Source organism: Streptomyces sp. NPDC022910 (assembly GCF_055561075.1).
In genome coordinates this window covers 64,329-89,378 of the sequence record NZ_JBVHHL010000031.1, presented here as the reverse complement: position 1 = coordinate 89,378, position 25,050 = coordinate 64,329, and the positions used below count along the sequence as shown (strand labels likewise).

The 25,050-nt window shown below is 68.9% G+C and carries 24 protein-coding genes and 10 pseudogenes; 19 read left to right on the top strand and 15 right to left on the bottom strand.

The genetic code is table 11. From position 1 onward, the window contains the following. Both ACZ3TS_RS26745 and ACZ3TS_RS26740 read left to right on the top strand, forming a co-directional pair. The coding region (locus tag ACZ3TS_RS26745; RefSeq protein ID WP_467622555.1) for an ATP-binding protein at positions 1-288 on the top strand (288 nt) is incomplete at its 5' end. Positions 289-491: 203 nt separating this feature from the next. Continuing rightward, positions 492-818 (top strand): annotated as a pseudogene (locus tag ACZ3TS_RS26740) (ATP-binding protein); the annotation flags it as partial. An 11-nt stretch (positions 819-829) separates the two neighbouring features. On the opposite strand, the gene ACZ3TS_RS26735 reads toward ACZ3TS_RS26740, so the two are convergent. After that, complete coding sequence (locus ACZ3TS_RS26735) at positions 830-1,021, bottom strand: hypothetical protein (protein WP_467622567.1); 192 nt, start codon at positions 1,019-1,021, stop codon at positions 830-832. Positions 1,022-1,111: 90 nt separating this feature from the next. On the opposite strand from ACZ3TS_RS26735, the pseudogene ACZ3TS_RS26730 reads away from it, so the two are divergent. From ACZ3TS_RS26730 to ACZ3TS_RS26710, 5 genes and pseudogenes are all read left to right on the top strand, one after another. Further along, positions 1,112-1,446, top strand: a pseudogene (locus ACZ3TS_RS26730) (transposase); the annotation flags it as partial. 276 nt (positions 1,447-1,722) lie between these two features. Continuing rightward, positions 1,723-1,905, top strand: coding sequence for a CorA family divalent cation transporter (locus ACZ3TS_RS26725; RefSeq protein ID WP_467622552.1), 183 nt, complete (start codon positions 1,723-1,725; stop codon positions 1,903-1,905). A gap of 194 nt (positions 1,906-2,099) precedes the next feature. Beyond that, entirely contained in the window at positions 2,100-2,636 is a 537-nt protein-coding gene (locus tag ACZ3TS_RS26720; protein WP_467622550.1) for a DUF5994 family protein, read from the top strand. Positions 2,637-2,898: 262 nt separating this feature from the next. Then, the gene (locus ACZ3TS_RS26715) at positions 2,899-3,171 is read left to right on the top strand and encodes a hypothetical protein (protein ID WP_467622564.1); all 273 of its coding nucleotides are present in this window, start codon (positions 2,899-2,901) and stop codon (positions 3,169-3,171) included. 284 nt (positions 3,172-3,455) lie between these two features. Then, positions 3,456-4,035, top strand: a pseudogene (locus ACZ3TS_RS26710) (DUF5994 family protein). On the opposite strand, the gene ACZ3TS_RS26705 reads toward ACZ3TS_RS26710, so the two are convergent. From ACZ3TS_RS26705 to ACZ3TS_RS26695, 3 genes are all read right to left on the bottom strand, one after another. After that, entirely contained in the window at positions 3,977-5,245 is a 1,269-nt protein-coding gene (locus tag ACZ3TS_RS26705) for an ATP-binding protein (protein WP_467622548.1), read from the bottom strand. The pseudogene ACZ3TS_RS26710 and the gene ACZ3TS_RS26705 overlap by 59 nt on opposite strands. 259 nt (positions 5,246-5,504) lie before the next feature. Continuing rightward, positions 5,505-5,786, bottom strand: coding sequence for a hypothetical protein (locus tag ACZ3TS_RS26700; protein ID WP_467622546.1), 282 nt, complete (start codon positions 5,784-5,786; stop codon positions 5,505-5,507). Between the two features lie 10 nt (positions 5,787-5,796). After that, positions 5,797-6,486 (bottom strand): DUF5994 family protein, encoded by a 690-nt coding sequence (locus ACZ3TS_RS26695; RefSeq protein WP_467622543.1) that lies wholly within the window; start codon positions 6,484-6,486, stop codon positions 5,797-5,799. Between the two features lie 358 nt (positions 6,487-6,844). On the opposite strand from ACZ3TS_RS26695, the gene ACZ3TS_RS26690 reads away from it, so the two are divergent. Further along, a complete protein-coding gene (locus tag ACZ3TS_RS26690) occupies positions 6,845-7,450 on the top strand; it encodes a DUF5994 family protein (protein ID WP_467622540.1) in 606 nt (201 codons plus the stop codon). A gap of 5 nt (positions 7,451-7,455) precedes the next feature. Beyond that, positions 7,456-7,617: a hypothetical protein gene (locus ACZ3TS_RS26685; RefSeq protein WP_467622538.1), complete on the top strand. Its 162-nt coding sequence runs from the start codon at positions 7,456-7,458 to the stop codon at positions 7,615-7,617. 116 nt (positions 7,618-7,733) lie between these two features. Here the strand turns inward: ACZ3TS_RS26685 and ACZ3TS_RS26680 are convergent, their stop codons facing one another. Continuing rightward, positions 7,734-8,975 carry a PP2C family protein-serine/threonine phosphatase gene (locus ACZ3TS_RS26680; RefSeq protein ID WP_467622536.1) on the bottom strand — a complete coding sequence of 414 codons (1,242 nt, stop codon included), beginning with the start codon at positions 8,973-8,975 and terminating at the stop codon, positions 7,734-7,736. Positions 8,976-9,271: 296 nt separating this feature from the next. Between ACZ3TS_RS26680 and ACZ3TS_RS26675 the strand changes: the two are divergent. Continuing rightward, positions 9,272-9,602 (top strand): annotated as a pseudogene (locus tag ACZ3TS_RS26675) (transposase); the annotation flags it as partial. A 783-nt stretch (positions 9,603-10,385) separates the two neighbouring features. Here ACZ3TS_RS26675 and ACZ3TS_RS26670 read toward each other — a convergent pair. Then, positions 10,386-10,680, bottom strand: a pseudogene (locus ACZ3TS_RS26670) (DNA cytosine methyltransferase); the annotation flags it as partial. 267 nt (positions 10,681-10,947) lie between these two features. Between ACZ3TS_RS26670 and ACZ3TS_RS26665 the strand changes: the two are divergent. Then, positions 10,948-11,436 carry a GNAT family N-acetyltransferase gene (locus tag ACZ3TS_RS26665; RefSeq protein ID WP_467622533.1) on the top strand — a complete coding sequence of 163 codons (489 nt, stop codon included), beginning with the start codon at positions 10,948-10,950 and terminating at the stop codon, positions 11,434-11,436. Positions 11,437-11,882: 446 nt separating this feature from the next. Here the strand turns inward: ACZ3TS_RS26665 and ACZ3TS_RS26660 are convergent. The 5 genes and pseudogenes from ACZ3TS_RS26660 to ACZ3TS_RS26640 form a co-directional block, all read right to left on the bottom strand. Beyond that, positions 11,883-12,158: pseudogene (locus tag ACZ3TS_RS26660) on the bottom strand (peptidase S8); the annotation flags it as partial. 30 nt (positions 12,159-12,188) lie between these two features. Next, positions 12,189-13,409, bottom strand: coding sequence for a metallophosphoesterase (locus ACZ3TS_RS26655; protein WP_467622530.1), 1,221 nt, complete (start codon positions 13,407-13,409; stop codon positions 12,189-12,191). Between the two features lie 284 nt (positions 13,410-13,693). Continuing rightward, positions 13,694-14,085, bottom strand: a pseudogene (locus ACZ3TS_RS26650) (LLM class flavin-dependent oxidoreductase). Between the two features lie 64 nt (positions 14,086-14,149). Continuing rightward, positions 14,150-14,410: pseudogene (locus ACZ3TS_RS26645) on the bottom strand (LLM class flavin-dependent oxidoreductase); the annotation flags it as partial. An 80-nt stretch (positions 14,411-14,490) separates the two neighbouring features. Continuing rightward, positions 14,491-15,129, bottom strand: a complete 639-nt coding sequence (locus ACZ3TS_RS26640; protein WP_467622527.1) for an NAD(P)-dependent oxidoreductase — start codon at positions 15,127-15,129, stop codon at positions 14,491-14,493. Positions 15,130-15,630: 501 nt separating this feature from the next. Here ACZ3TS_RS26640 and ACZ3TS_RS26635 point away from each other — a divergent pair. Then, positions 15,631-16,320, top strand: coding sequence for a TetR/AcrR family transcriptional regulator (locus tag ACZ3TS_RS26635; RefSeq protein ID WP_467622525.1), 690 nt, complete (start codon positions 15,631-15,633; stop codon positions 16,318-16,320). A 135-nt stretch (positions 16,321-16,455) separates the two neighbouring features. Here ACZ3TS_RS26635 and ACZ3TS_RS26630 read toward each other — a convergent pair whose 3' ends face one another. Continuing rightward, positions 16,456-17,133 (bottom strand): SDR family NAD(P)-dependent oxidoreductase, encoded by a 678-nt coding sequence (locus ACZ3TS_RS26630; protein WP_467622522.1) that lies wholly within the window; start codon positions 17,131-17,133, stop codon positions 16,456-16,458. A gap of 135 nt (positions 17,134-17,268) precedes the next feature. Here ACZ3TS_RS26630 and ACZ3TS_RS26625 point away from each other — a divergent pair, with 135 nt between their 5' ends. From ACZ3TS_RS26625 to ACZ3TS_RS26605, 5 genes and pseudogenes are all read left to right on the top strand, one after another. Continuing rightward, positions 17,269-17,985, top strand: a complete 717-nt coding sequence (locus ACZ3TS_RS26625) for a TetR/AcrR family transcriptional regulator (RefSeq protein WP_467622520.1) — start codon at positions 17,269-17,271, stop codon at positions 17,983-17,985. A 404-nt stretch (positions 17,986-18,389) separates the two neighbouring features. Next, positions 18,390-18,698: pseudogene (locus ACZ3TS_RS26620) on the top strand (CBS domain-containing protein); the annotation flags it as partial. A gap of 58 nt (positions 18,699-18,756) precedes the next feature. After that, positions 18,757-18,921: pseudogene (locus ACZ3TS_RS26615) on the top strand (SRPBCC family protein); the annotation flags it as partial. A gap of 307 nt (positions 18,922-19,228) precedes the next feature. Further along, complete coding sequence (locus tag ACZ3TS_RS26610; RefSeq protein ID WP_467622518.1) at positions 19,229-19,660, top strand: NfeD family protein; 432 nt, start codon at positions 19,229-19,231, stop codon at positions 19,658-19,660. Positions 19,661-19,664: 4 nt separating this feature from the next. Then, the gene (locus tag ACZ3TS_RS26605; RefSeq protein WP_467622515.1) at positions 19,665-20,702 is read left to right on the top strand and encodes an SPFH domain-containing protein; all 1,038 of its coding nucleotides are present in this window, start codon (positions 19,665-19,667) and stop codon (positions 20,700-20,702) included. Between the two features lie 204 nt (positions 20,703-20,906). Here ACZ3TS_RS26605 and ACZ3TS_RS26600 read toward each other — a convergent pair whose 3' ends face one another. After that, positions 20,907-22,118, bottom strand: coding sequence for a S8 family peptidase (locus tag ACZ3TS_RS26600; RefSeq protein ID WP_467622512.1), 1,212 nt, complete (start codon positions 22,116-22,118; stop codon positions 20,907-20,909). Between the two features lie 126 nt (positions 22,119-22,244). Between ACZ3TS_RS26600 and ACZ3TS_RS26595 the strand changes: the two genes are divergently transcribed. Both ACZ3TS_RS26595 and ACZ3TS_RS26590 read left to right on the top strand, forming a co-directional pair. Continuing rightward, positions 22,245-22,622: an RNA polymerase sigma factor gene (locus ACZ3TS_RS26595; protein WP_467622510.1), complete on the top strand. Its 378-nt coding sequence runs from the start codon at positions 22,245-22,247 to the stop codon at positions 22,620-22,622. Between the two features lie 994 nt (positions 22,623-23,616). Further along, a complete protein-coding gene (locus ACZ3TS_RS26590) occupies positions 23,617-23,979 on the top strand; it encodes a hypothetical protein (protein ID WP_467622507.1) in 363 nt (120 codons plus the stop codon). 36 nt (positions 23,980-24,015) lie between these two features. Here ACZ3TS_RS26590 and ACZ3TS_RS26585 read toward each other — a convergent pair whose 3' ends face one another. Both ACZ3TS_RS26585 and ACZ3TS_RS26580 read right to left on the bottom strand, forming a co-directional pair. Next, positions 24,016-24,414, bottom strand: a complete 399-nt coding sequence (locus ACZ3TS_RS26585; RefSeq protein ID WP_467622506.1) for a transposase — start codon at positions 24,412-24,414, stop codon at positions 24,016-24,018. Beyond that, a complete protein-coding gene (locus ACZ3TS_RS26580) occupies positions 24,339-24,566 on the bottom strand; it encodes a transposase (protein ID WP_467622503.1) in 228 nt (75 codons plus the stop codon). The genes ACZ3TS_RS26585 and ACZ3TS_RS26580 overlap by 76 nt, the downstream gene beginning before the upstream one ends. Positions 24,567-25,050 lie beyond the last annotated feature (484 nt).

Below are 25,050 nucleotides of genomic sequence, written 5' to 3'. Positions count from 1 at the left end.
CGCTATCCACTGATCGTGATCGACGAAGTGGGGTATATCCCCTTCGAAGCCGAGGCCGCGAACCTGTTCTTCCAGCTCATCTCGAACAGATACGAGAGAGCCAGCGTGATCGTCACCTCGAACAAGCCCTTCGGGCGCTGGGGAGAGACCTTCGGCGACGAGACCGTCGCCGCCGCGATGATCGACCGCCTCGTCCACCACGCCGAGGTCTACTCCCTCAAGGGCGAGTCCTACCGCATGCGCGGCCGGGAACTCGGTCGCATCCCGACCAGCCAAGGCAACAACTGACAAGACCAACTGAAGACTGGGTCAGAACTCAACCGCCCAAAGAGGGTCACGATTCAGCCGCCGCCGACAGAGCCGCTGGGAGATGCCGCGTACAGCCGTCAGGGCAGGCGGAGGGAACCAGGTTCGCCTGCGTGAGACTGCGGTGATGTTTTGGGGGTATTCGGGTGCCCACATAGTGGCGCTTCGGATCTGAGGCTGAGCGTATGGAGCTGGCTGGGCAAGAGGAGGGTCCACAGCCGCTCGTGGACTGTCTGATCTCGGCGTCTGCCGCGTTCGAGGGCACTGAGGAGATCGCCGAGGGCCGGGACCTGGCCCGCTCCTTCCTGACTGATGTGCAGGCGGTGCACGGTCTGCCGGTGTCAAGCCGCGCGATGGGCATGGTGCAGCTGGTCGTCAGCGAGCAGGTGACCAACGCACACAAATACGCACCCGGCCCGTGCTTGCTGACGTTGGAGGTCCTCGAGGGCTGCGTGGAGGTGACAGTGTGGGACAGCGAGCCGTGCCTGCCGGTCGCCCGCGCTGCTGACCCAACGTCGCGGGATCAGCTTGAACCCTCTGGTGCCGGGCTCGCGTTGGACGGCCTCGACGTCGATGCCGAGGCCGGCGCCGTGGTCGGAAGACGGTTCATCCCGATCCGTTTGTGCACTTCAGGGGTGGATCCGATGGCGAACCGTGCGATGCAGGCCAGTGCGGTGGCTTCGCCGAGGACCGCGAGCAGGCACAGCGCAAGCAATGAGCCCAGCCGGTAGCGGCGGACTCTTGCACGTCGCGGATCGGGAAGCCGACCCAGGACCGTCGACAACGAGGTCAGGTCGGGCAGTTCATCGGTCCGGATACGGCCGTCACCTCGCTGATCACCGTGGGGGACAACCCAGAACGCCTGGGCAGTGAGGCGTCCTTCGCCGCGCTGTGCGGGGTCAGCCCTGTCGAGGTTCCTCGGGCAGTCGGCAGTACCGTCGCCTCAACCGTGGCGGCGATCGGCAAGCCAACGCTGCCCTGCACCGGATCGTGCAAACCAGCCTGCGCTTCGACCCGCGCACCCAGGATTACTACGAGCGCCGCATCAAGGAGGGCAAGACCCGACGCGAAATCGTCCGATGCCTCAAACGCTACGCTGCCCGGGAAGTCTTCCACCTGGTCAGGCCCGCACAGCCGTAACCCCCGTTATAGGGGCAGTCGTGACACGTGAGGCCCCCCGTCGGCTTGCTCCGGCGCGGGTTCTGCGTAGACGGGGACCGAGTCGGCACGCTGATGGCAGGCGAGCCACGGGCATGCGCGCATGGTCTCGTCCTGCGGGTTCCAGGAAGGCATCGCGGTACCCGGAGACGAGGGTGCTCTTTAGGCGGGGGGACAGCGGCTCGCACCTTCGGTTCGACGGCAGGCTTCTGACGTCGAGGGCGCCGTGCGTGACTGTTTGCTGTGGAGGTCCTGATCATGAAGAAGGTGACGAGCTGGGCCGCGATCATCGCCGTCCCCACCGCGATCACCGGCTACTACGGCCAAAACCTTCCCTGTCCCGGTTTCGGCCGCCAGTCCGGATTCATCACCTCCGCCGCCGTCATCGTGGTCCTGTCCGCACTGCTGTATGCGACGTTCAAGCGAAAGGACTGGCTCTGACCGGCCCGGTGTCGGGCACCGGCGACCAGGCTCCGAAGGCAGAAAAATGCCTGGTCACCCCCGGCTTTCGGGCCGGTGAGCGGAGTAGTGTGAAGAGACCGGGAGTTCTTCGCGTACCGGCTCCGCTGCGGGTGCCGTTTCCGGTGATCGACAATGCCGGGCCGCACCCACGAGCCCGGGGACAGGTCCGCGCCATGCCCGTGACCATTGACCGTACGACATCGAGCAGGCGCGCGCCGCCGCAGCCGGCTCGGCTGTCCCTGACGCCCGCGCCGGGCGGGCTGGACGGCACGTGGTGGCCTCGTTCCCGTGCCCTCACCCGTGAGCTGCCACCCTTGACGGCCGCATTGGGCGACCTCTGGGGTCGCATCACGCGTATCACGGTGAACCCGGCCTACTGGCCCGTGATCCCGAGTCGGGTGTCCGTCGCCGGACGCACGGTGCGAGTGGGCTGGTCCACCGAGGAGCAGGATCCGCACAGACTGACCTTTTTCTCCACCGATGGCCGCCGGGACGTGCTGGTGATTCCGCCGAAAACCGGTGGGGATGCCGCCGCGCAGCTGATGGCGGGCGACGGCATCGGTGCCCCGGCCCGCGAGGAAGCAGCAGACAGGATCGACGCTCGGATCAGGGAAGAAACGTGGGAGACCGACGGCGGAGCAGGTCGGCCGTCGTCCCTGCCCCGGCCCATCTGCTCGACAGGGCCTGCGCCCACCGGTCGGCGGAGGTGAGAGAACCATGACTCTCGTCGCCGTGGCCGTGCTGCTCCTTCTGATCGCCGTCGGAGTCGTTCTGATCCACCAGCTCAACGCTCAGCACGACGAACGGATCGCTGCCTTTCACTACAGCGATGTTCTGCCGGGGATCGGGCGTCGGCCCCGGAGGCACCGTCGGTCGGCGGTGGACGCGACCGTTCCGACGCGCCCCACCGCGACGGCGACCACGGATGACATCGACTTCGGCCCGACCGTGGGCAGTAGAGGAAGGCGCGTCATGGCGATATTGCGAGACCGGAAGACGTACCGCGAGAGGATCATGCAGGCTCTGTACCAAGCCGCCGAAGGCAATCGCCTCCTGGGCGTCGATGGGGCGAAGCTCCGCAACGACCTCGGTATCCCTGAGCAGGACATGGCCGCTGCCTGTATGTACTTGGCGGGCGAAGGCTGGGTCGTTGTGGACTGGGCGAGGGGCAACACGCCCGCGATGATCACGCTGACGCACCAGGGGATCCGGCAGATGGAGACAGAAGAGGAAGGGCGTGACTGAGCCGCCGCGTCGGTTTCTCGGACCGAAGTGAACTTTCGCAGGGATTGTTCATGTCGGATTAATCCCTTTGGCGTAACGTGGACAACGGGTCGGCGCACGCTCACGTGCAATGACCCGGAAGGGCGGCTCCGGCGGGTATACGCCGGAGCCGTTGCCTGTTTCCGTAACCGCGCCCTGCGGCGAAGCGCTCGCGGGAGCGTCGTGCGGAGTACCGTGAGGTGGCAGCGCCGTATCGCGGTCGCACGCTCTGCGGTCGCACTGCTCTCTGCGGACGGGCGGACACGATGGCCGACTCGGACACCCCCGACCTCCCCAGGCTCCTGCCGGACGCCGTCCACCGGTCGGTGAAACCCGGAACGGCCCTGCTGCGGATGGAGACGACACACGCACGCGAGGGAATCCTGGACGGCGCATGGTGGCCGCGGTCCCGGGACATCGGCGCCGAGCCCCTTCGCTGATCTCCGCGTTGACCGAGCACCTCGGACCCGTCACCCGGGTCGGTCTGGACGGCAGCGCCTGGGACGAACTGCCGACCCGGGTGATGGTCGACGGCCGAGTCGTCCACATCGATTCCTTCCCGGTAGGTGACGACACCGTCCTCATCACCCGGGCGACCGGGACCATTTCTCCCTGATGCTGGTCCCTCCGGACACGTCGCCCGGCGCAGCACGCGCCGCGATGGCCAGGGCCGCACGGGCCGACAACGTCACCGAGGCCAAACAGGTCCTCATCGATACGGCGGCGACACGCCACCTGCGCCGGCCTGACACGTCCGTCGCGGATCGACTCCCCGTCAGCCTGGACGCTAGACGCGGGCGAACCTCTCCGTTTGCTGGGCGAATTCCTTGGCCATGGCGGAGCTGACCGTGGGCTTGGTGTCGCTGATCGTGTCCAGATAGTCGTCCGTGGTGGGGGCGGCCCGGGTTCCGGTGTCGAAGGTGCGCTCGAACTGGGCCTGGGAGACGGTTCGCGCCGCATGGGCGATGTCGGCGGGGGTGAACCCCTCGCTGGCGGACGCGAGTACCGCGCTGTCGGCCCGCGCGCCCGCTCGGGCCAGGTAGCTCTCCCACAGTGCGGTCCTGGCGGTGTGGTCGGGAGGGCCGATCGGCAGCACGTAGTCGAAGGGGCCGTGCCGCAGGAACGCGGAGTCGAGCGTGGTCACGTTGTTCGTGGCACAGACGAGCAGCCGTCCGTCCTGGCTTCGGAACCGGACGATCGCCTTGAGCAGTTCGTTGACGACGCCGACAGCGGTCGCGTCCGCGCCACCGCGTTCGCCGGCGATCTCCTCGACCTCGTCGATGAAGACGAGGACGTGGTCGAGCCGGGCGATCTCGTCGAAGCGCCGGTTCAGCCCGGTCGCCAGGCCGTACTCGGCGGCCAGACGGGCGGGGAACAGTTCCAGAAAGGGCCATCCCAGGCGGCTGGCGATCGCGTGCGCGAACGTGCTCTTGCCGGTCCCGGGCGGGCCGAACAGCATCACCGCCCGTGGCAGTTCCACTCCGTGCTGGGCGGCCAGTTCGGGATGGGCCAGCGGCAGGACCAGTCGCCGCTCGATGAGCTGCTTCTCCCCTCGCATGCCCGCGACCTTCTGCCACAGTCCCCCTGGCGGCAGCTCCGCTCCGAGCGAGGACAGCGTGTCGGCCGACTGCGCGGTCACCGGCCCGCGCTTTTCGAAGAAGACCAGCCCCGGGCGGGCGCCGAAGTCGCAGTTGCGCAGGGCGGTGGCACCGGTCTCGCCCTCGGGCAGGGCGGCGTGCACCGCTCGGACGCCGGCGGCGAAGAGCCGTTGCTCAAGGGCGGTGATCAGGGCACTGCCCAGCCCGCGCTGCCGCCAGCCGGACGCCATGCAGATGCGCAGGATCCATGCCCGTTCGCCCTCCACCCTGCTCACCGCCGCGCCGATCAGCACGTCGTCGGCCGTGGCCACCACAGCCGGGTGGCGGGCCTGGAGGGCCGTCACGGCGTCCGAGAGCGGGAAGAGCGGCGGCTCCTCGGCGGTGCCGCTCTCCATGTCGACACGGATCAGCGCTTCGAGATCGTCCTGGGTGTAGTCCCTGACCCGCCAACCCGTCATGATCAGCTCCGCGTGTTCGGCCGTACTCCCATCATCAGCCGATGTGCGGAGCGCGCGCGACAGACGTCGGCCACGAGTCCGCCCTGGTGGCACGGATCGCTCGCCCGCACCATCACCGCGGTACGGCGGTGACGGTGCGGGCCGTAGTCGGGTCATGCTGCGGTGCCGGGCGCGTTGCCGACCGGGCTGAGGGACTTGTCGGTGCGGCCAGTACGGGCCGCGCCGACGGTCGGTGCGCGGGGCCGGGGACATCGCCTCGTCACCCGTGGTGAGTGGTGCGGTCACGGCGACGGCGCGGTGGGAAGCGGCCGCGGCCCCCGTCGCGGTGGTCACGTCGTTCGCCGACGGTCGGCGACTTGGACAGTGGTGGTCCCGCAGGGGGTCGTGCCGCTTCAGTGCCGCGGCGCGGGCCGCCGGGCAGGGCGCGACTGTAGCGGTGCACGGCGATCCTTTCCGCGTGCTCGATGTCGAGCCGGTGGATCACGAATGCCGCCGCTGAGATGAGGACCAGGAAGGCGCCGGTCGTCAGGAAGGTGCTCATGGCGGCTGTCTCACATGCCGATGATCAGGCGACTGACGCGACCGGTCTGTGCCGGAACGGCCGCAGAGGAGGGGCCGTCCTCGTACTTCCCTGCCTCGTCCGGTTCGAGTGGCCGGTCGGCAGCGGAGACGGCGTGCCGGGTCTCGTCCGCGGCGATGAGAGCGCTCGCGGTCAGCGGCGGACCGTCGTAGTCGGACGCGGCCGCCATCAGGCGGGCCGCCGACTCCGCCTCGGTCTCGGGTGGGATGACCAGCAGATCCCAGCGGCCGGTGCCGTAGGAGAGCAGCAGCAGCTTGTGCGGGTCGATCTCCGGGGTGAACCAGCCGACCTTGACGACATGACCGCCCACGGGAATCTCGTGCGGGATGACCGGCCAGTACTTCGGGTTGACGGCGATGCGGGTGATGCGGCCCCACAAGGGGTCCAGCACATCGGTCAGTGCGGGCAGCTCCCTCAGCAGGTCCCGGGAGCGGGGCCACCAGGCACCGTCCAGGAGGCCGCGCGACGTGCCGTCGGTCTTCAGCGCGAGACGCGTGGCCGGGGCTGCGATGGGCTCGTGGTGTGTCAGGGGTCGGTGCAAGGTCGCCGACATGGTGCGGACCTGTCTCCGGGCCGCCTTCGCGGCGACCCGGGTTTCATCTCTCGCCGAGAACGACCCGGCGTGGAAGCCGGTGTGCGAAATGCCCTCGGTGTTGCCCACCGTACTCCGCACACGCCGGGGCGGCTGTGGAGATGACTCCGCATTCGGCGAAGCGGCTGTCGATACCGGCGCGGGCGCGTTGCGGGTGCCGGGGCGTGTCGTATGCCGGTTGCCGGCCGGACCGGTCTCACGCCCGACGGCTCGCACGCCCTGGCCCAGCACTCCTTGGCTGTGTTATGCGGGACGTGTTCCCCGTGTTCCGTTCAACCCGTCGCTCCCCATCGGTCCGCCGGGCGTCGGCGAGGAGTATCCTGGTGATTACCGAGAGCATCTCGTACACCGGCTTCCACGCCGGGTCGTTCTCGGCGATTCATGACAACCGGGCCGGCCGTGACCGGCCCGGGGTTGGGTCCGCATCATGACCGCGACCATTCTGTTGATGCCCGTGGTCGAGGAGCGGGCCCCTTCTTCGTTGCCACCCCGACTCGTGCTGGCACCCGCCGACGCCGCTCCGGCCCTGATCGACGGTGCCTGGTGGCCCCGCTCCCGCGACCTGAAGGCGGAGCTTCCGGCGCTCATCGAGGTCCTCGACCCACTGTGGGGGCGGATCACCCGGGTAACGGTGAACTCCACGTTCTGGCCGGTCATCCCGCGAAAGGTGCCCGTTCACGGGCACGTGGTGCACGTCGGCTGGTTCGATGCCGAGCAAGACCCGCACAAGCTGCTGTTGCTCTCCTACACCGTCGGCCGCTGGGACCTGCTGGTGATCCCACCGGAGACAGAGCCGGCCACCGCAGCCCGGTTGATGTCCACGGCCACTGACCCATCGCGGAGCCTCACGGCGACCGGCCTGATCCATGAGGCCGAACGTTTCCGGGCTGCGGCAGAGGCAGCGGCAGACTCGGACTCGCTCCGGGAGACGGTCTGGGACTCCGAAGGCGGGCATGACGCCCGCCACCCGGCCTCACGTACTCCTGCTGAAGCGGTCATCTGCCACGTGCCGACCCCGGCAGTAGGAGTGTGAGGGGCATGGACACCTTCGTGACGGTGAGTGTGCTCCTCGCGATGATCGTCTTTGGCGTGATCGTGATTCAGCTGTTCACCGCGAGCCACGATGATCGCATGGAGATCCTGGTCTCCGGCCGTACCCGGCGGTGGCGGTTCTGGCCATGGCACCGCACAGAGAAGTGAACCCGCCCCAAGGAGGATCGCGGAGCCGGCTCCGCCGGTAGGGCGTTCGCGGGCAGCGGCGGGAGTGGAACGGTCAGCGTGCCGTCGGTCATGTCCATGGTGGTGCGGCTGTCCGCTCACTCCAGGACGGCGAGGTGGTCGGCGGCGCCCCCGCGCCATTCGATCAGGAAGAGGGTCGCGTCGTCGCTGGTGCGGCCGCCCCGTTGCTGCTTCAGAGTGTGGGAGAGTGCGCGCACCACCGCGCGTACTCCCTTCTCTGTGTGTTCGATGCGGTTGACCCAGTGGATGAGTTGCTCCTCGCCGAACTGCTCTTCACCGGCTTCGTGCTCCTCGATCAGACCGTCGGTGAAGCACAGCACCCGGTCGCCGTGTTGGAGCATCTGCTCGCTGATCTGGGGCTCTTCACCGCCGAAGCCGACCGGCAAGGTGGTCGGGCCTGTCAGTTGCCGCACGACCTGGTGGTTGCGGATCAGCAGCGGGGCGGGGTGGCCCGCGTTGACCCACTGCAGGTGGCCCGTTGCGATGTTCAGACGCATCATCTGCGCGGTGACGAAGTGGTCGAGCCCGAACTGCTCCGCGATGGCCCGGTCCATGAACGCATAGATCTCGGACAGGCCGATGTCGGCACGTCTGGCGTGCCGGTAGGCCCCGACGGCGACGGTCGCCATCGTGGCGGCGTCCAGTCCGTGGCCCATCGCATCGACCATGGCCAGGTGCAGGATGTCCTCGTTGAGGGCGTAGTCGAAGCTGTCGCCTGCGACGCTGTAGGCGGGCTCCAGGATCCCGGCCACTGCTGCCTGTGGGACGGACATCGCCAGCGGCGGCAGCAGAGACCACTGGATCTCGGCGGCCACGCTCATCGGTTCGCGGCGCGGGGCGAGGAAGAACTGGTCGGTGTAACTGTGCTTGGTGACCAGCATGTCGGCGACCAGACCGGCGAGCCTGCGCAGCAGCCGCCGGTCGTCGTCATCGACGGTGTCCAGGGTGAGGCCTATCACTCCCACCTGGTCGCTGCCGTCCAGCAGCGGTAGGTACATCCGGACGCCGTCGGGCTGCGGCACCTCGACAGTGGTTGCCTGCAGGAAGGCCATGCCGGCGGGAGAGTCACCGATCGGCTCGGGCTCGCCGACCATCAGCCGCCGACCCGGCAGCGGCACCAGCACCAACTGGCCGTAGTCCTGCAGCAGGATCGAGACGTCGCGGCCACCGACCCTGGCCACCTCTTCCGCGATCAGCGGGGCGATCAGCTGCGGCGGCATCTCGTGTGCCCGGTCCAGCAACACCCCCAGCAGCCGCTCACCGAACCCTTCCGAACGGTCCGTCATGCCGTTGTCCGGTCGCCGCTCACCTTGTGCCATGGCCGCGCTCTTGCACCGGTGTCCTCGAAGTCTCGGTCATCATGTTCCTGCTGACCTCGTGCCGCGGATGCAGGGCCGTCCCGACACGCTCGCGGCCGTCCGGCGGCCATAGCCGATCCGCTCGACCCTCTCACGTGATCTGTACACACGGGCTCCCGACACGACCGTGATCAACCCTTCCAGAGTGACGCAGCCGACCAACCCAAAGTGCCCATTACATCAAACGTGGCATGTCACATGTGATCAGGACGGATGGGCTTCAACCAGGTTGCCGCCGTGAGGCCGGTCAGCCAAGGGGAGACAATCCCGAGCGGCTGAGCACTGAGGCGTCCTTCGCCGCTCTGTGCGGAGTCAGCCCCATCGAGTACTCGTCGGGCCGGCGCAACTCGCGCCGGCTCAACCACGGCGGCGACCGGCAGGCCAACGCCGCTCTGCACCGCATTGTCTTCACCCGGCTGCGCTTCTATCCCCGCACCCAGGCGTACTGCGAACGCCGCACCCCAGGAGGGCAAGACCCGCCGTGAGATTATCCGATGCCTCAAGCGACATGCCGCCCGAGAGGTCTTCAACCTGGTCAGGAAGGTATCCACCGAACCCCCTGAGCTGGGGTGTTGCGACGACCACTAGAACTCAAGCCATCCCGACGGGGCTTTTGCGGAGCTCGTCGTGCCGCCGGTGACCTGTCGGCCTACGCGGACGCCCGTCACCTGGCCTCCGCGGCCGGGCTGGTCCCCGTCAGGAGGGCCCTCGGGGGTCAGCCAGCGCATCTGCTCGACGTCGGTCGGGCGCGACATGCCCGTGGCGAGCAGCAGCCGTTCCTCCCGGGCGGCCTCTTCGTCGCCGTGCAGGGGCTTGTGCGGGGATGCGGGGCAGGGATCCGGAGTGGGGCGGGAAGGATGCGGCGATGGCGTCCACGACGGAGGCGAGGGCGTCGGCTTCGGCCAGTGTGGTCGGCACGGGGTGCGGGAGAGAGGCGTCCCGTGCGGTGTGCATCAGGTGTGCGCCGGCCTCGCGCAGGCTGCGTCGGGTGTGTTCGGCCATGATGATCCGCGCGTACGCGGGCGTGTGCCGGGGGGCGGGGCATGCGCTGATGAGCGCGTGAAGGTGGGCGGCGGTCAGTCTCGGCGCGCCTGCTCACGGGCGGCGGTGAGCACCTTGCCGAGCCAGGCGATGTGTTCGGTGCGCTCGGCCGGGCCAAGGGCGGACGGGCACGCAGTGCGAACACGGCGGCGTGATGGGTGGTCTCGGCCGGATCAGGAGCCGGCAGGGCACGAATGCCGGCGGACACCGCGGCGTACGCCGGGGTGGAGAGCGCGTCTGGGGCGCTGCCGGTCACGTTAGCGAGGCGCTGCGGTTCGGACAGGAGGGCGCCGAGCAGGGCCTGCTCGGCGTAGTACACCGGCGGACCTCCTCACGGCCGGCGGCGAGATCGGAGACTGCCTGGTGGACGAGCGGCTGGTCGACCAGGCCAAGACGCTTGCCCGCCATCGACCACGCCTGGCACGGCGGGAGGCGATCAGCCCGAGAATCCGACCGGAGAAGATCCATACGGGATAGCGGGCGACATCGGTCTGGATCGTCAACTGACCGACTCGAGCCCGGGTTTTGCAGGCCCAGCTGTCCCACTCCAGGCCGATGTCCCGGGCCCCGGGGACGGTGAGGGCGTGGCTCCAGCCGCCGGGTCGGCGAACAGGTCGAGGATGATCCGCCTCGCGAGGCTGGCTCGGAATTTTCCTGTACGGGCTCGGCTTCGCCACGGCAGGCCCAGGGAGAGCAGCCGTCGACCACGCCGTTCTCCGGTTCCTCCGCAGCGGTTCGGGCGTCCGGTTGCTGCTGGCGGGCGGCCGATTCGGCGGCAGTGACGTGGTCGATCGGGGCCTGGGTGAGCGGTTCCCGGGAGCGGTGCAGTAACGCCTGCCCGGGCAGCCGACCCGCCGCACGAAGGCACTCCCCGGTGCGAAATACTCTTTCGATGAGTTCACGCACTTCCCCGATCAGCCAGCCGATCACGATACGGAGGGCCGTCGCGCGGGATGCCAAACGGCTCACGCGGCTCGTGCGTGGCTCGCGCGCCTACGAGGGCAAGTACGCAGCCGCAGTGGCGGGCTACCGGGTCGGTCCTGATTACATCGAGGCCCACCGCGTCTTCGTGGCCGTCGGCGCCGACGAGCATGGAGGCCGGGTCCTCGGGTTTTACTCGCTCGTCCTCGCGCCACCGGAGCTCGACCTGCTGTTCGTCGCCGACGATGCGCAAGGACGGGGTATTGGACGGCTGCTCGTGGCGCACACGCAGTCCGAGGCCCGTGCCGCCGGGCTCGACCGTCTCAAGGTCGTGTCGCATCTTCCCGCCGAGGACTTCTACCACCGCGTTGGTGCGGTGCGGACCGGGACCGCGTTCGCGAACCCGCCCGCCGTGCCGTGGGACCGTCCCGAATTCGAGTTTCGCATTCCTTCGGAATGACGCGGTGTGCCGGTTCGCGGGGCACCGGCTTCGCCTGCAAGGTGGCCGGCATGCAGGAGCCGCTGGACGCGGCGCGCTCCGTGTGTGCCGTCGTCTCTGCCCTGGCGGGGGGATCGCCTGCGCCAGCGGCCTCTCCCGGCGACTCCCTCGCCTCCGGCACTCCCAGGGCCATGAAAATCGCGTACACCTCGAATCGCTCCCCACACGTTCGAGGTCGGCCGCGTGAATACCTAGTTCACACAACCCTTATCTGCGAGACGAAGTGGCCATAGTCCACCGTCAGCGCTGTAGGGGGTGATGCCTTGCCAGTGCAGCCATCAGCGCAAGTGGAAGTAGTCACAGCCCTTGCCCCGTGGAGCTTGGCCGACCGGCGTCGGTGCGGCCCGCGGTGGAGCGGATCGGCGGGAGGCTCCGGACAGGGGCATCAGAGCCTGACTGTCGTGGGTGTCCGACTCGGCGTTCGGGTCGTCGGAGGCGTCGACGATGGCGATGGTCCTGCCGGAGCCGCTGGCGGAGGCAGCGGAGGTCAGGCCGTAGGCAGACTGCAGGTCGCTGGGGCCGTAGCCGGTGGGGGAGTCCGCGGCGGCGTTCGGCCGGACGGTCTGGGGTGCGATGCCCTTCTTCGCCGCCTGCTCTTCCTGGAAGGCGGTGGTGTCGCTGGTGACGCGCAGGGCGTTGCAGGATGCGTAGCCCTTCTTCGGGGTGCCGGCGCACTGCAGCATCTCCAGGCGGAACCGCCGGCCCGCCCAGCGCTACGGCGTGGGGGGCCGCTGCGGGGAGCGGAGTACGAGCAGGGTGATCTCGCTGGGGGCGAAGACGCGGAACGGCGGGCCCCAGAAACCGGTGCCGCGGCTGGTGTAGAGGAGGGTGCGGGTGCCGTGGCGGCTGAGGCCGGCGAGGGCGGGCTGGTCGATGCGGACCAGGTGGTGAAAGGGCCAGATCTGGCCGCCGTGGGTGTGGCCCGAGAGTTGGAGATCGACGCCGGCGGCTGCGGCCCGGTCGATGAACTTGGGCTGGTGGGCCAGGAGCAGGACGGGGTGGTCGGGGTCGGCGCCGTTCAGGGCTCCGGCGAGGTGGGCGCCGTGGCCGGCGAGGCCGGAGGACTCGGCTGTGACGTCGTCCACGCCGGCGACCACGAGGGTGTCGCCGCCGCGTTCGATCAGCAGATGGCGGTTGCGCAGCGGCTCCCAGCCCAGCTCGTCCATGAGGTCGACCCAGCCCTGGGCCTCGCTGTAGTACTCGTGGTTGCCGGTGACGTAGAGCCGGGCCCGGGTGGCTCGCACGGTGCCGAGCGGAGCGGCCTGGGCGCGGCGGCGTTCGGCCGTGCCGTCCGCGATGTCTCCGGTGTGGCAGACCAGGTCGGCCTCCAGGGTGTTGACCTTCGCGCAGACCTGCGCAGACCAGCGGGCGCGGTCGAGCGGGCCGTAGTGGGTGTCGGTGATGAGGACGACGCGGGTGCCGTCCAACCCGGCACCCAGGCGCGGAAGTTGAACGTCCAGGCGGCGCACCCGTGGCACCCGGCGGGCCTCGGCGTACCCCCAGGCGAGCAGCACGGCGGCTACGCCGAGGACCGCCCAAGTGACGATCCGGGCCCGGTTTTGACCGTCGCCTACGCCGACCACGGTCAGGGCGAGGCGCAGCAGGACGCCGAGCAGGACGGACCAAGTGAACAGTACCCAGCTGGCTCCAAGGAGGGTGTCCCCGACGATCGCCGCCCAATCCTGCTGCCGCCGGCCGTGGCCGCGCACCATCGCGAGCGGCATAGCGATCAGACAGAGGACGAACAGGGCTGTGCTGCCCAGCGCCACGGGGAGCGGCCAGTGCTGGCCGGCGTGCAGCAGCACCCAGCAGGGCACGGTCCACAGCAGAACGGGGGCGATCAAAGGTATGCAGCGCATCAGGCGGCGCAGTCGGCTCTGCTGGGTCGCATGCGCTGCACCGTCCGCGGATCGGGCCTCGCTGGTGGCGGTCACGCTTCCCCTCCTCAAGTAGCCAGACTGCCGACGCGCGCACTGTATCCGGTCGTCCTAAGGGGCGTCTTGCCGATCGCTGATGCCCATGTCATCGGCAACGTGCGCGACGGGGCGACCGGCCCGGACCCGATCGATCAGGAGTCGTTGGCCGCGCACCTCAGTCGGGTATTGGGATAGGACCTCTACCGCGAGACTCTGGCCTGTGCCGTCGCCGACCACCTGGCCATCGAGACCGGTGAGCGTGTGGTGTGTCGGTGCGAACACTTCCTGTCGTCAGGGGGCGGTCAGTTGTCGCTGGTGACCGCGAGGCGGCGGGCGTCGGCCGGGTGGCCCGCGGCCTGTCCGACGGCGCGGTAGTGCTCGGCGAGGGGGCGGGAGCGGCGGATGTCGCCGCCGATGAGGCCGAGCGCCATGGGCAGGCCGAGGCGGGCGGCGCGTTCGACGCTCGCGGGTGTGCCGCCCACACCGAGCCACAGCGGCAGCCTCTCCTGCTGGGGGCGGGGAGGGACGGGCAGGTGGTCGAGCGCGGGGCGGTGCGGCCGGACCAGGTGACGTGCTCGCTGTCGTCGCGGATGGCGAGCAGGAGGTCGAGCTTCTCGGCGAAGACGTCGTCGTAGTGGGCGGGGTCGATGCCGAAAAGGGTGAAGGCTTCGAGGAAGGCGCTGCGTCCGGCGATGATCTCGGCGCGTCCGTTGCTGAGGTGGTCCAGGGAGGCGAAGTCCTGGGTGCAGGCGGACCGGGTCGAGGGTGGACAGGACGGAGACCGCGCTGGTGATACGGATGCGGGAGGTGGCCTGGGCGATGGCCGCCAGCGGGATGGCGGGGTTGGCGACGGAGAAGTCGGGGCTGTGGTGCTCGCCGAGGCCGAAGACGTCCAGGCCCGCCTGGTCGGCGGCGATGGCGTAGGAGACGATCTCGCGGGTGCGCCGGGCAGGGTCGTGGAGGGTGCCGGTGGCGGGGTCGGTCTGCAGGTCGGACAGGGACAGGATGCCGAGTTCCATGGCGTGCTCCTCGAAACGGGTCCGGGGCGCTGCTGGCCGGGCCGTGCGAGGGTGGGCCGGCAGCGTGCGGGAGTGCGGGGTCAGTTGCTGATGGCGGGCATGGCTCGCCGGTAGCGGGTGCCGGCGAGCTGGGAGACGAGGAAGGCGGCGATGTCTTCGCGGGGCATGCTGGATCCGACACGGTCGTGGCCGAGGAACCCGGAGCGGACGGGGCCGGTGGCGGGCTTGTCGGTGGGGTTGGTGATCCGGGCGATGGTGTAGTCGAGGTCCGAGTCGGTGACGGCCTCGGTCATGCCCGTCAGTTCGGTCAGTGCGTTGGGGAACATGAGGCGGGCCATGACGGGGAGCACCTTGTGCTTCCAGTGCGGCTTGTCTTTTGGGTCGGCCAGGGAAGGGGTGGCCAGCCCGATGAAGCGGGCCACCTTCTGCTCGCGCATCGCCTGCACGATGATGCGTGTCCCGTCGGTCAGCGGGGTGCCGGTGGCGGACCGCTTCAGGGAGGGCCCGAGCGCGCTGATGACCGCGTCCGCGCCGGTGACGGCCTGTTTTACGGCCGTCCGGTCGGCCAGTGCGCCGGTGATGACTGTGAGGCCGGGGTCGGTGATCGCGAGCTTGGCCGGGGTACGGGCCATGGCGGTGACCTGGTGGCCTTCGTTCAGCAGTTGGCGGACGACGTGGCGGCCGATGCCGCCGGTGGCGCCAAAGACGGTGACACGCATGGGGTGGCTCCTTGCCGGTGGGGCGGTCAGGGCGGGGGAAGGAAGAGGCGGGGCGGACGGTGAGGCCCGGCGGTCGGTGACGAACCGGGCCCCACGCTGTAGGAGTTGGGGTGGGTGGCGGCTTCAGAAGCTGTACGGGCCGAAGCGGCCCCACGCGACGCGGGCCAGGCCGAGGGCGGTGGCCCGGCCGATGCCCCGGCTGGAACCGGTGACGAGAGCGGTCTTGCCGCTGAGCCTGTTCATGCTGATGTCCTTGCTGTGTTCGGGGAGTGAGTGGAGGTGTCAGCCGTTGAAGACGACTTCGGCCTGGTCGCGGCGCTCGTACCCGCCTCCGGACGGGGAGCAGCGACCTCGGCGACGGCCGGGGCGGAGGGGATCTCGTTCAGTACGACAGCACGCATCACATACACCCTTCAAGAAAGTGGAACGGGCTTCCCGTTTCATGTATTCAGCGTAACAACACAACTGGGTAACCCGTTCCAGTTCGGTAGGATGGGCGCCATGACCTCTACCGCGGCCCCTGACCAGACCCCGGACGAACAGCCCGGAACGGGGCTGCGTGCCGACGCCGAGCGCAATCGCGACAGGATCCTGGCCGCCGCCCGCCGCCTGTTTGCAACCGAAGGGCTCGGCGTCTCCATGGCCGCCGTGGCCCGCGAAGCAGGCGTCGGCAAGGCCACCCTCTCCCGCCGCTTCGCCACCCGCGATGACCTGGTGAGCGCCGTTTTCGCCGACCGCATGGACGGCTACGCCACCGCCGTCGCGCAGGCCCTCGCCGACCCCGACCCCTGGCACGGCTTTACCGGCTACATCCACGCCGCGTGCGCCATGCAGGCCGCCGACCGCGGCTTCGCCGACGTGCTGACAATGACCTTTCCCGCCGCCAAGGCCCTGGAGGTCCGGCGCACCGAGGCGTACAACGGATTTCTCGAACTCATCGACCGCGCCAAGGGCACCGGCCACCTACGGGACGACTTCACCAGTCAGGACCTCGTCGTTCTGCTCATGGCCAACGCCGGCGTCGTCAATGCCACCGGCGACGCCGCCCCCGACACCTGGCGCCGCCTCGTCGCGCACATGCTCCGCTCCTACGCCGCCCCCGGCGCCCCGCTCCCCCCGCTGCCCGACGCACCCTTGCCGACCGCGCTGTATCGCGCGATGGTCCGCCTCAGCCGACCCGGCATGTCCTGACCTCTGGCTGCACGCGCTGCGAACGCGGCGAATGCGCCGATGACCAGGCGCCCGCCCCAGCGATCGTGCCGCGACGGAGCACGCCGCGGCACGATCAGGGTTCGAGAGGCACGCGGCCGGGTGGCCGGTGGGGTGTCAGTGGCTGAAGACGAGCTCGGCCTGGTCGCGGCGGGTGGTGAGCAGCTCCCAGTAGACGGGCGAGATCTCCTCGGGCTTGGCCGTGGGGAACCCGGGGACGACCGACATGCCGATCGACACGTCGATGCCGACGTGGGCGGCCTGGACGCCGGTGCCGTCCAGTTCCTTGTGCAGGTTGATCGCCCAGTTGCGCAGGGCCGCGGCAGCGGCGTTGACGTTGGCGACCTGCGGCACGGGGTCGATGGAGCCTGCGCCGGTGGTGAACAACAGGGTGCCCGCGCCGGCCTCGCGCATGGCGGGCAGTACCGCCTGGCTGGCGGCGATCGCGCCGTAGAGCTGGAACCCCATCTCGTGCTGCACATGCGAGGGTTCGGTCGCGCTCGGGGTGGTCAGGACGGTCGAGTCGAAGCCGCCGACCGGGGAGTACTCGAGGACGTCGATGCCGCCGAAGTGCGCGGCGGCGTCCTTGAGGGCCTGGGTGAGCGCGACGCGGTCGAGGACGTCGGCGGGGAAAGCGGCGGCGGTGATGCCTTCGGCGGTCAGTTCACCGGCCAGGTTCTCGAGCTTGGCGCGGTTACGGGCGATCAGTGCGGCGCCGTAGCCGTGGGTGCCGAACGTGCGCGCAATGGCGAGACCGAGCTGGGGGCCGGCGCCGACGATGGCGATGGTGGGCATGAGGGGGCCCTTCATAGAGGTAGAGATGGATAGGGCTTTCCGTTTTCAATCCGGAAAGCCCTATCCGGTTCACGATCGAGCGTAACAGTAACACAGGAATCGGATAGGGCTTTCCGGTTTGCTAGCCTGATCGGCATGAACCCCCGAGACCAGCACGCCAACGGCACCGGCACCGGCAGCACGGCCGACTCAGCCCCGCCGAAGCGCAGCGACGCGGAGCGCAACCGGGGGCGGATCATCGCCGCCGCGCGCACAGTGTTCGGCCGCGACGGACTGAACGCGTCGATGGCCTCGGTCGCACGGGAGACGGGGGTGGGGATCGCCACCCTATTCCGCCACTTCCCCAACAAGGAGGATCTGGTCGCCGCGGTCTTTGCGGACCGCATGGAGGCATACGCGCAGGCGACCGCCGAGGCCCTGGCCGACCCGGACCCGTGGAACGGCTTCACCGGCTACATCGAGGAAGTCTGTGCGATGCAGGCCGCCGACCGCGGCTTCGCCGACATCCTGACCATGAGCTTCCCCGGCGCCCAGGCACTGGAAGCACTCCGCGCCCAGGCGTACCAGGGCTTCCTCGAACTCATCGGCCGCGCCAAGGACAGTGGGCAGCTGCGCAAGGACTTCACCAGTCGGGATCTAGTCCTGCTGCTGATGGCCAACGCCGGCGTCCTCAGCGCCACCGGCGACGCCGCCCCGGACGCCTGGCGCCGCCTCGTGGCGTGGATGATCCAGTCCTTCCAGGCCCCAGCTCGAGGCCCGCTACCGGACCCGCCGGAGGACGCCGCACTGTACGAGGCCATGCGCCGCGCCAGCCACGGCGTTAGCTCCCCCGAGACCGGGAAGCGGCGCTGAGCGACCGGCCGGTGGCGCGGCGGTGACGGCACACCGGCAGATGGGTACCAGCTGGCGCGGAGCTGGCTGTGCCCGGCTGTCACATTGAACGGACGTTCCTCGGTGTTAAGGCTGATTGAGCGTGCGGCGGGCAGTTCGTTGTGGCGTCCTCACGATTCTGACCGCCCGACGCGGCCCGGTGCCGGCAACGCGACGCGCCGTCGGACCGGAAAGGGCAACGGGCATGTCCAGTTCGCCCCTGTCCAGTACGCCGCCTGCTCCGCAGACCCGTCGTCGTCGCCCTGCGGGGGAGGTGGTGCTGGGAGATACGCAATCGGGCCAGGAACTGGGAAGCCGTGAGGCGGCCCGGGCGGTCTTCCACCTGGTCAAACAGCTACAGCCAGGACCCCGCTCATAGGGGCTGTGAGACCCTGCGCGTGGCTGCCGACGGCGTCCGTGCCCGCCTGTTCCTGCGGGAGGATGGCACCGTCCTCGCCTCGGTCCACGCCCGCGACGCCTTGGTCGCCGGCGCCCAGGGCCGCGCGACCAGCGCCCGTGATCTGGCGTGGCCGGTGCCCGAGATGGGTCAGGGCGCCACGGTCGTCGGCGCGATCGATCTGCTGCGCAGGCGCCGCGCCTCCCTGGCCGTCGTCATCGACGAGTCCGGCGGTATGACGGGCACGGTGAGCCTGGACGACCTGCTGGCCCGCTACCTGCAGCCGCAAACGGCCTGACCGAGCGTTTTCACGGACGACAGGGCCCCGGCCATAAGGTCGGGGCCCGCCTGCCCGGGTGGCCGAGTACGCCATGGACTGGGGCCATGACGCCGAGTGGACCCAGGGCATCCGCACCCGGGAGGCGGACGCGGGGGTCTTCGGTGTGGGCGCCGAGATCACCCGCACGGCGTCCTTCCTCGGCCGGTGCATCGACTACGTCCTGCGTGTGGCTGTGCCGGAACACCACCACGATCCGCTACGGCGAAGGCGACGCCGTAGCTGAGGGCGCTGGGCAGGCCCAGCTTGTGCAGCAGCGGGTGGGCGATCTTCGCCCCAGCTGGCCCGCGCTGAGGAGTTCGCGGATCTTCCCCTATTGGTAAAATTGCCGTAAAGATATGAAGTAGTTTGCTCGGGGTGCACATTGCACCGGTACACCTCCGGTCGTTCGGCAGGGTTTCCTGTCCCAGGGGTATCGCGGCCGCCCCGTATCGGGGTGCAATGGTGGGAGTCAGGCCCTTCGCGCCCGCGCCGGTCAGAAGAGGCACGCAATGGATCCATGGCTGATCTGGTTGATCATCGCAGCCGTGTTGGCGGCGGCGGAGATCTTCACCCTTACTGCTGCGCTCGGAATGCTGAGTGCGGCCGCGTTGGTCACGGCGGGGTCCGCCGCGGTCGGGCTGCCACTGCCGTTGCAGTTCTTGGTGTTCACCGTCGTAGCCACAGTCACCGTGCTGTTTGTGCGCCCCATTGCGCTGCGCCACGTTCTCCAGCCCCAAGCGGAGAGGTTCGGCGTAGACGCACTGGTCGGCAGGGGTGCGTATGTCGTCTCAGAGGTGACGGGCCAAGGCGGCAGGGTCCGCATTGACGGTGAGGAGTGGACGGCCCGCGCGTACGACGAGACGCTGGTGATTCCTCCTGGAAAGACCGTCGACGTCATGGAGATCAGCGGCGCCACAGCGATTGTCTACCCCCGGGACTGAAACCATGGAAACCTCGGCGTTCTTGATTGCTGGCCTGATCGTCGCGCTGATCGCGGTTTTCACCGTGGTGCGGGCGGTCCGTATCGTGCCCCAGGCACGCGCTCGTAACGTCGAGCGGCTCGGCCGCTACCACCGGACCCTGAATCCCGGCCTCAGCCTCGTGATCCCTTACATCGACCGCGTTCATCCGGTGATCGATCTGCGCGAACAGGTCGTTTCCTTCAAACCGCAGCCGGTCATCACCGAGGACAATCTGGTTGTCGAGATCGACACCGTTCTGTATTTCCAGGTCACGGATCCGCGAGCGGCTTTCTACGAGATCGCGAATTTCCTTCAGGCCGTCGAGCAGCTCACCGTCACCACCTTGCGCAACGTCGTGGGGTCCATGGACCTGGAAAAGACGCTCACCTCACGGGACACCATCAACAGCCAGCTTCGTGGCGTGTTGGACGAGGCCACCGGAAAGTGGGGGCTGAGGGTCAACCGGGTGGAGATCAAGGCCATCGACCCTCCGCAGTCCATCAAGGACGCGATGCAGAAGCAGATGCGGGCCGAGCGGGACAAGCGGGCCGCGATTCTCGGCGCCGAGGGGCAGCGCCAGTCGCAGATCCTCACCGCTGAAGGCGACAAACAGGCCGCTGTCCTGCGCGCGGAGGGTAACCGTACCGCCGCCATCCTCCAGGCCGAGGGCCAGTCCCGGGCCATCGACGAGGTGTTCCAGGCCGTACATCGCAACGACCCCGACCCCAAGCTGCTGGCCTACCAGTACCTCCAGACGCTGCCCCAACTCGCGCAAGGCTCGGGCAACAATTTCTGGGTGATCCCCAGCGAGATCACCTCCGCACTCCAGGGCGTGTCCCGCGCCTTCACCGAGGTGCTGCCCCAGTCGCCGGCCACCCGCGAGAAGCCCTCGGACGACATGGTTACCCAGGCCGCCAATGACAAGGCTCAGGCGGAAGAGGCCGCTGCTGCGGCCCTCGCCGACGCAGCCAAGGCCGAGGGCGTCAACCCCGATGCCCTCCCGTCTCACCCGACTCGCTGACGGCGGGCAGCGTCTCTGCCGGCACGACGCGCACACCGGAAGCCTCCGAGCGCATGACCATCTGCCAATGAGCCGCCACCGCAGTGCTCGCCTGATGGCGGTGTTGGGCGCATGCTCTCCGTGGCCGGTACCGTCTCGGGTGAAGCCGGGCACCCCGTTCGGAGGATGATGTTCCGCATTTCGGTGTGCCCGGCCCTGGGGGTGCTAGGGGGTGACGCGCAGCAGCAGGTTGGGGGAGCCGGTGCCGGGACTGGTGACCACACCGGAGGTGGCCGCGGAGGTCAGGGCGCTCGATACCTGGGAGGGCGAGGCCGAGGGGTGGCCGGCGAGGTAGACGGCGGCCGTGCCGGTGACGTGCGGGGTCGCCATTGACGTGCCGGAGATGGTGTTGGTGGCGGTGTCGCTGGTCCTCCAGTCCGAGGTGATGGACGAGCCCGGCGCGAACAGGTCCAGTACGGAGCCGTAGTTGGAGTAGCTGGCGCGGGCGTCGGTGCTGGTGGTGGCGCCGACGGTGATGGCCTCGGTGACGCGTGCGGGTGAATAAGAGGAGGCGTCGGCGCTGGAGTTGCCCGCGGCGACGGCGTAGGTGACGCCGGAGGCTATCGAGTTGCGGACGGCGGTGTCGATGGCGGTGTTGGCGCCGCCGCCGAGGCTCATGTTGGCGACGGCCGGCTTCACGGCGTTGGCAGTGACCCAGTCGATACCGGCGACGACCTGAGCGGTGGTGCCTGATCCTGCGTTGTTCAGGACACGTACGGCGACGATCTTGGCCATCTTGGCGACGCCGTAGGTGGTCCCGGCGACGGTGCCCGCGACGTGGGTGCCGTGGCCATTGCCGTCCTGGGCGACGAAGTCGTCCTGGACCGCGTCGTAGCCGTAGGAGGCGCGGCCGCCGAAGTCGGTGTGGGTGATGCGTACTCCGGTGTCGATGATGTACGCGGTCACGCCCGCGCCCGCGGTGTCGGGGTAGGTGTAGCTGCTGTCCAGCGGGAGAGCGGCCTGGTCGATGCGATCCAGGCCCCAGGACGGCGGGTTGGTCTGAGTGGCGTCGATGCTGACGGTGGTGTCCTGGATGACCTGGGCGACGGCCGGGTCGGCGGCGAGCCGCTCGGCCTCGGTTTCGGTCAGGTGGGCGGCGTAGCCGTTGAGAGCGGCGCGGTAGGTACGCTCGACCTCGCCGCCGTATCGGGTGACCAGGCTGCTGCCTGCCGCCGAGGCGGCCCTGAGGCCGGAGCTCTTGTCGAGGACGACGATATAACTGTCCTTCACCGCATTCTTGGCGCCGGCGCCGATGATGCGGCCTTCCGCCGGTGCGGCCTGTGCGGGGGTGACCGTTGTCAGACCGAGGGTGGCGGCGGTCACCGCCGCCGCGAACGCCGCGGCGATTCGCCGCCGGGTTCTGTGCGTCACTGCCATCGCGGGGGAGTCCTCCTGCAATCGGTGGTGCGCTGGTGGATGGCCGAATAGTGCACTCATTGACGCGTTCACCACAAGAGAGCCTGCCGTCCGCAACGCCTGCCTCGACCTGGCCCGCCACCTTTCGTGCGCGTCGCGCAGGACCTGGACCTGGCCGAGGAGTGCGTACGGGAGGCGTACGCCGTGGCGCTGTCGTCCTGGGAACGCGACGGGATCCCGAGCAACTCCGCGGCGAGGCTTGTCACCGCGGCCAAACGCCGGGCGATGAACGCCATCCGCCGCGAGCGGACGTTCCGCTCGAAGCTGCCGCTGCTGATGGAGCCCGAAGAAGCCATCGACGAGCTCGCCTTGGACGAGCTGGATGAACCGATGAGCACGAGGCCGTGGAGCCGGAGGATGTTGTACCCGATGAACGGCTGCGGCTCATCTTCACCTGCTGCCATCAGGAGGCCCAACTCGCCCTTACGCTGCGGCTGGTGTGTGGGCTGCCGACATCGGGCGTAGCCCGCGCGCTGCTGGTGTCGGAACAGACGATGGCCTGTGGGGCGCCAGAACTCGCGCACGCGCGCTGAGCTGACTCTATGAGGGCCGGGCCCCCTTCCCTGCTCAGCCCGGTGGATTCTGGTTCCGGGTGCATACGAGCTCGGGAAGGGGGCCCTCGACTCGTTCGGAGGATACCCGGCGCGGTCGGGGCACGCGTGCGCCTCTGCGGCGCAGAGGCACGGTGGACTGTGGGTGTGCGCTCGTGCTCCTTCGGTTCTTCAGGGCCCAGCGCTCAGCCGAGAGATCTTCATTCTTGGTCCGGCCCACAGCCGCATGCCCCCGGCGCAGGGCCATCTGTGAGGTGTGGGAACGTGCCCGAGTGAGCACGACGACTGAACCCCTGGAATACGGCTTTGACGGGCCGGAAGGCGCCCCGGTCCTGGTCCTGGGACCGTCCCTCGGCACGACACGCCACATGTCGTAGAAACCGTCCAAGGGCGTCCAGTTGATCCGTAACGGGGGCGTAAGTCCAGGTCAGAACCCTGCGACGCGTGACCGTCCATGGGGCTCGTGACAGGGAAGTGACAGAAAACGCGCTGCGGGACCCCCGCGAGCTAGCCCGGCCGAGGGTCCGGTCGTGCGGCCTGCTACCCATTCCTTGCGACCGTGGAACCCGGGTGTGGCCGTAGAACCGCGATGACCTGCTCCCTGAGCAGGGTGCGAAGGCGCTCGTGGATGGGCTGGTTCTTCTGCTCGGCGTGCAGGGACCATCGATGGTGCGGAGAGTCGGCCGTTTCCCCAACGGCGAGGGTCGATACTGGAGGGGTGCTTCCGAGGCCGAGGTTTAGCCGTCTGCATCGGCGGTGTACGGCGCCAGCCTGGTCACGACGTGAGGCCGAAGAACGGTCAAGAGGGGCAACCAGCCGCATTGTGCGGGAAAGACACCCGAGGGTAGGACGAATTCTCGGCACACATAGACTCCTGTCCAGGCCACGAATTAGCCGCAGGGGGAGGCATGTTGAGCAGTGGGTCACGCCTGCGCGCGCTCTATCTCAACGTGGGAGCCGGAGGGGCCGTCGCCGGACTGACACAGGCCGGCTTCGATGCTCAACTCGCAGTGGAGCCGGATCGGTACGCAGCGGCAACCCTGCGCCGGGCAGGGCTGCCCGCCGTCCGGCATGAGGACCTCAGTACGTGTCCGACGAACCTGTTCGCCCCCGGGGCACTGGATCTCCTCTACGGACGTAACACGCGGGGGCCGCTCGACGCAGGCGACCACGTTCCCGTGTTGCTGGAGCACGTCGATGCGCAACGGCCTCGTGCGTTCGTCCTGGAAACGGACGCAAGTGTCTTCGACGACCGGCACAAGGGCTATTGAGCTGCCCCGAGTTTCGTAGAGTCCGGCGATCTTGTTTCAGGCGGACTGCGGGGTGGCTTCCTGTTGTCGCCACCAGTCGCGTTCGTACTCGGCGGGCGGTACGTAGTCGAGGGCGGAGTGGAGCCGTTCCTCGTTGTACCACGTGACCCACTGGAAGATCGCCCGCTCGACCTGGTCGAAGTCCCGCCACGGCCCTTGCATCTCGATCAGTTCGGCCTTGAAGGTGCCGTTCAGTGCCTCGGCCATCGCGTTGTCGTAGCTGTCCGCGACCGAGCCGACCGAGGCAGCGGCTCCGATCTCGGCGAGCCGGTCGGTGTACCGAATGGATACGTACTGCGAGCCGCGGTCGCTGTGATGGATCAGACCGGAGTCCTTCTTGATCCGTCTCCGCCACAGCGCCCTCTCCGGGGCGTCCAGCGGGAGTTCGGTCCGCATGTGGTTGGCGACCTGCCAGCCGACAATGCTTCGCGAGAAGACGTCTGGATGCCGAGGTCCCGGGCGACATGCGCGACCGGGCGTCCGCTGGTGCGGACCTCGCGGACGGCCCGCTCACGGAGCTCGTCCGGGTATTTACGTGGTGCTGGCACTGCTCATGGTTCTCCTTCGAGCCAGGATCATAAGCCTGGCTTCAGGGACTCCACGAAACCGGGGTCAGCTCACGGGAGGTCTTCCACCTGGTCAAACAGCTACAGCCAGGACCCCGCTCACAGGGGCTGTCGTGACAGATGAGAGGGTCAGACGGGTGAGCGAGACACCGACGAACACCCTGCAATACCGCTTTGACGGGCCAGAAGACGCTCCTGTCCTGATCCTGGGCCCCTCACTGGGTACCACCTGGCACAGGTTGTAGGAACCGTCTTCGGGTGTCCACGCCAGTCCAGGGCGGGCGCATAACAGCAGGTCAGGCACTGTGGTCCGGGGCAGTCGACGTAGTTGGTGACAGACGTGTGAGAGCGCCGGTGAGAGCCGCGTTCTACGGTAAGGCTCCTACAGGCGCGGCCGGCGGGGGCTTCCGGGCGGGTGTGCTGCAGCTCCGGCCTCGGCACCGCTGCCCCCGGGTTCTCCTCCCTG

Bases quoted from the DNA above. Each gene is read 5' to 3' on its own strand.
- ACZ3TS_RS26725 (WP_467622552.1), top strand. From the start codon at position 1,723: ATGAAGAAGGTGACGAGCTGGGCCGCGATCATCGCCGTCCCCACCGCG.
- ACZ3TS_RS26720 (WP_467622550.1), top strand. From the start codon at position 2,100: ATGCCCGTGACCATTGACCGTACGACATCGAGCAGGCGCGCGCCGCCG.
- ACZ3TS_RS26715 (WP_467622564.1), top strand. From the start codon at position 2,899: ATGGCGATATTGCGAGACCGGAAGACGTACCGCGAGAGGATCATGCAG.
- ACZ3TS_RS26705 (WP_467622548.1), bottom strand. From the start codon at position 5,245: ATGACGGGTTGGCGGGTCAGGGACTACACCCAGGACGATCTCGAAGCG.
- ACZ3TS_RS26700 (WP_467622546.1), bottom strand. From the start codon at position 5,786: ATGAGCACCTTCCTGACGACCGGCGCCTTCCTGGTCCTCATCTCAGCG.
- ACZ3TS_RS26690 (WP_467622540.1), top strand. From the start codon at position 6,845: ATGACCGCGACCATTCTGTTGATGCCCGTGGTCGAGGAGCGGGCCCCT.
- ACZ3TS_RS26685 (WP_467622538.1), top strand. From the start codon at position 7,456: ATGGACACCTTCGTGACGGTGAGTGTGCTCCTCGCGATGATCGTCTTT.
- ACZ3TS_RS26680 (WP_467622536.1), bottom strand. From the start codon at position 8,975: ATGGCACAAGGTGAGCGGCGACCGGACAACGGCATGACGGACCGTTCG.
- ACZ3TS_RS26665 (WP_467622533.1), top strand. From the start codon at position 10,948: ATGAGTTCACGCACTTCCCCGATCAGCCAGCCGATCACGATACGGAGG.
- ACZ3TS_RS26640 (WP_467622527.1), bottom strand. From the start codon at position 15,129: ATGCGTGTCACCGTCTTTGGCGCCACCGGCGGCATCGGCCGCCACGTC.
- ACZ3TS_RS26635 (WP_467622525.1), top strand. From the start codon at position 15,631: ATGACCTCTACCGCGGCCCCTGACCAGACCCCGGACGAACAGCCCGGA.
- ACZ3TS_RS26630 (WP_467622522.1), bottom strand. From the start codon at position 17,133: ATGCCCACCATCGCCATCGTCGGCGCCGGCCCCCAGCTCGGTCTCGCC.
- ACZ3TS_RS26625 (WP_467622520.1), top strand. From the start codon at position 17,269: ATGAACCCCCGAGACCAGCACGCCAACGGCACCGGCACCGGCAGCACG.
- ACZ3TS_RS26610 (WP_467622518.1), top strand. From the start codon at position 19,229: ATGGATCCATGGCTGATCTGGTTGATCATCGCAGCCGTGTTGGCGGCG.
- ACZ3TS_RS26605 (WP_467622515.1), top strand. From the start codon at position 19,665: ATGGAAACCTCGGCGTTCTTGATTGCTGGCCTGATCGTCGCGCTGATC.
- ACZ3TS_RS26600 (WP_467622512.1), bottom strand. From the start codon at position 22,118: ATGGCAGTGACGCACAGAACCCGGCGGCGAATCGCCGCGGCGTTCGCG.
- ACZ3TS_RS26590 (WP_467622507.1), top strand. From the start codon at position 23,617: ATGTTGAGCAGTGGGTCACGCCTGCGCGCGCTCTATCTCAACGTGGGA.
- ACZ3TS_RS26585 (WP_467622506.1), bottom strand. From the start codon at position 24,414: ATGCGGACCGAACTCCCGCTGGACGCCCCGGAGAGGGCGCTGTGGCGG.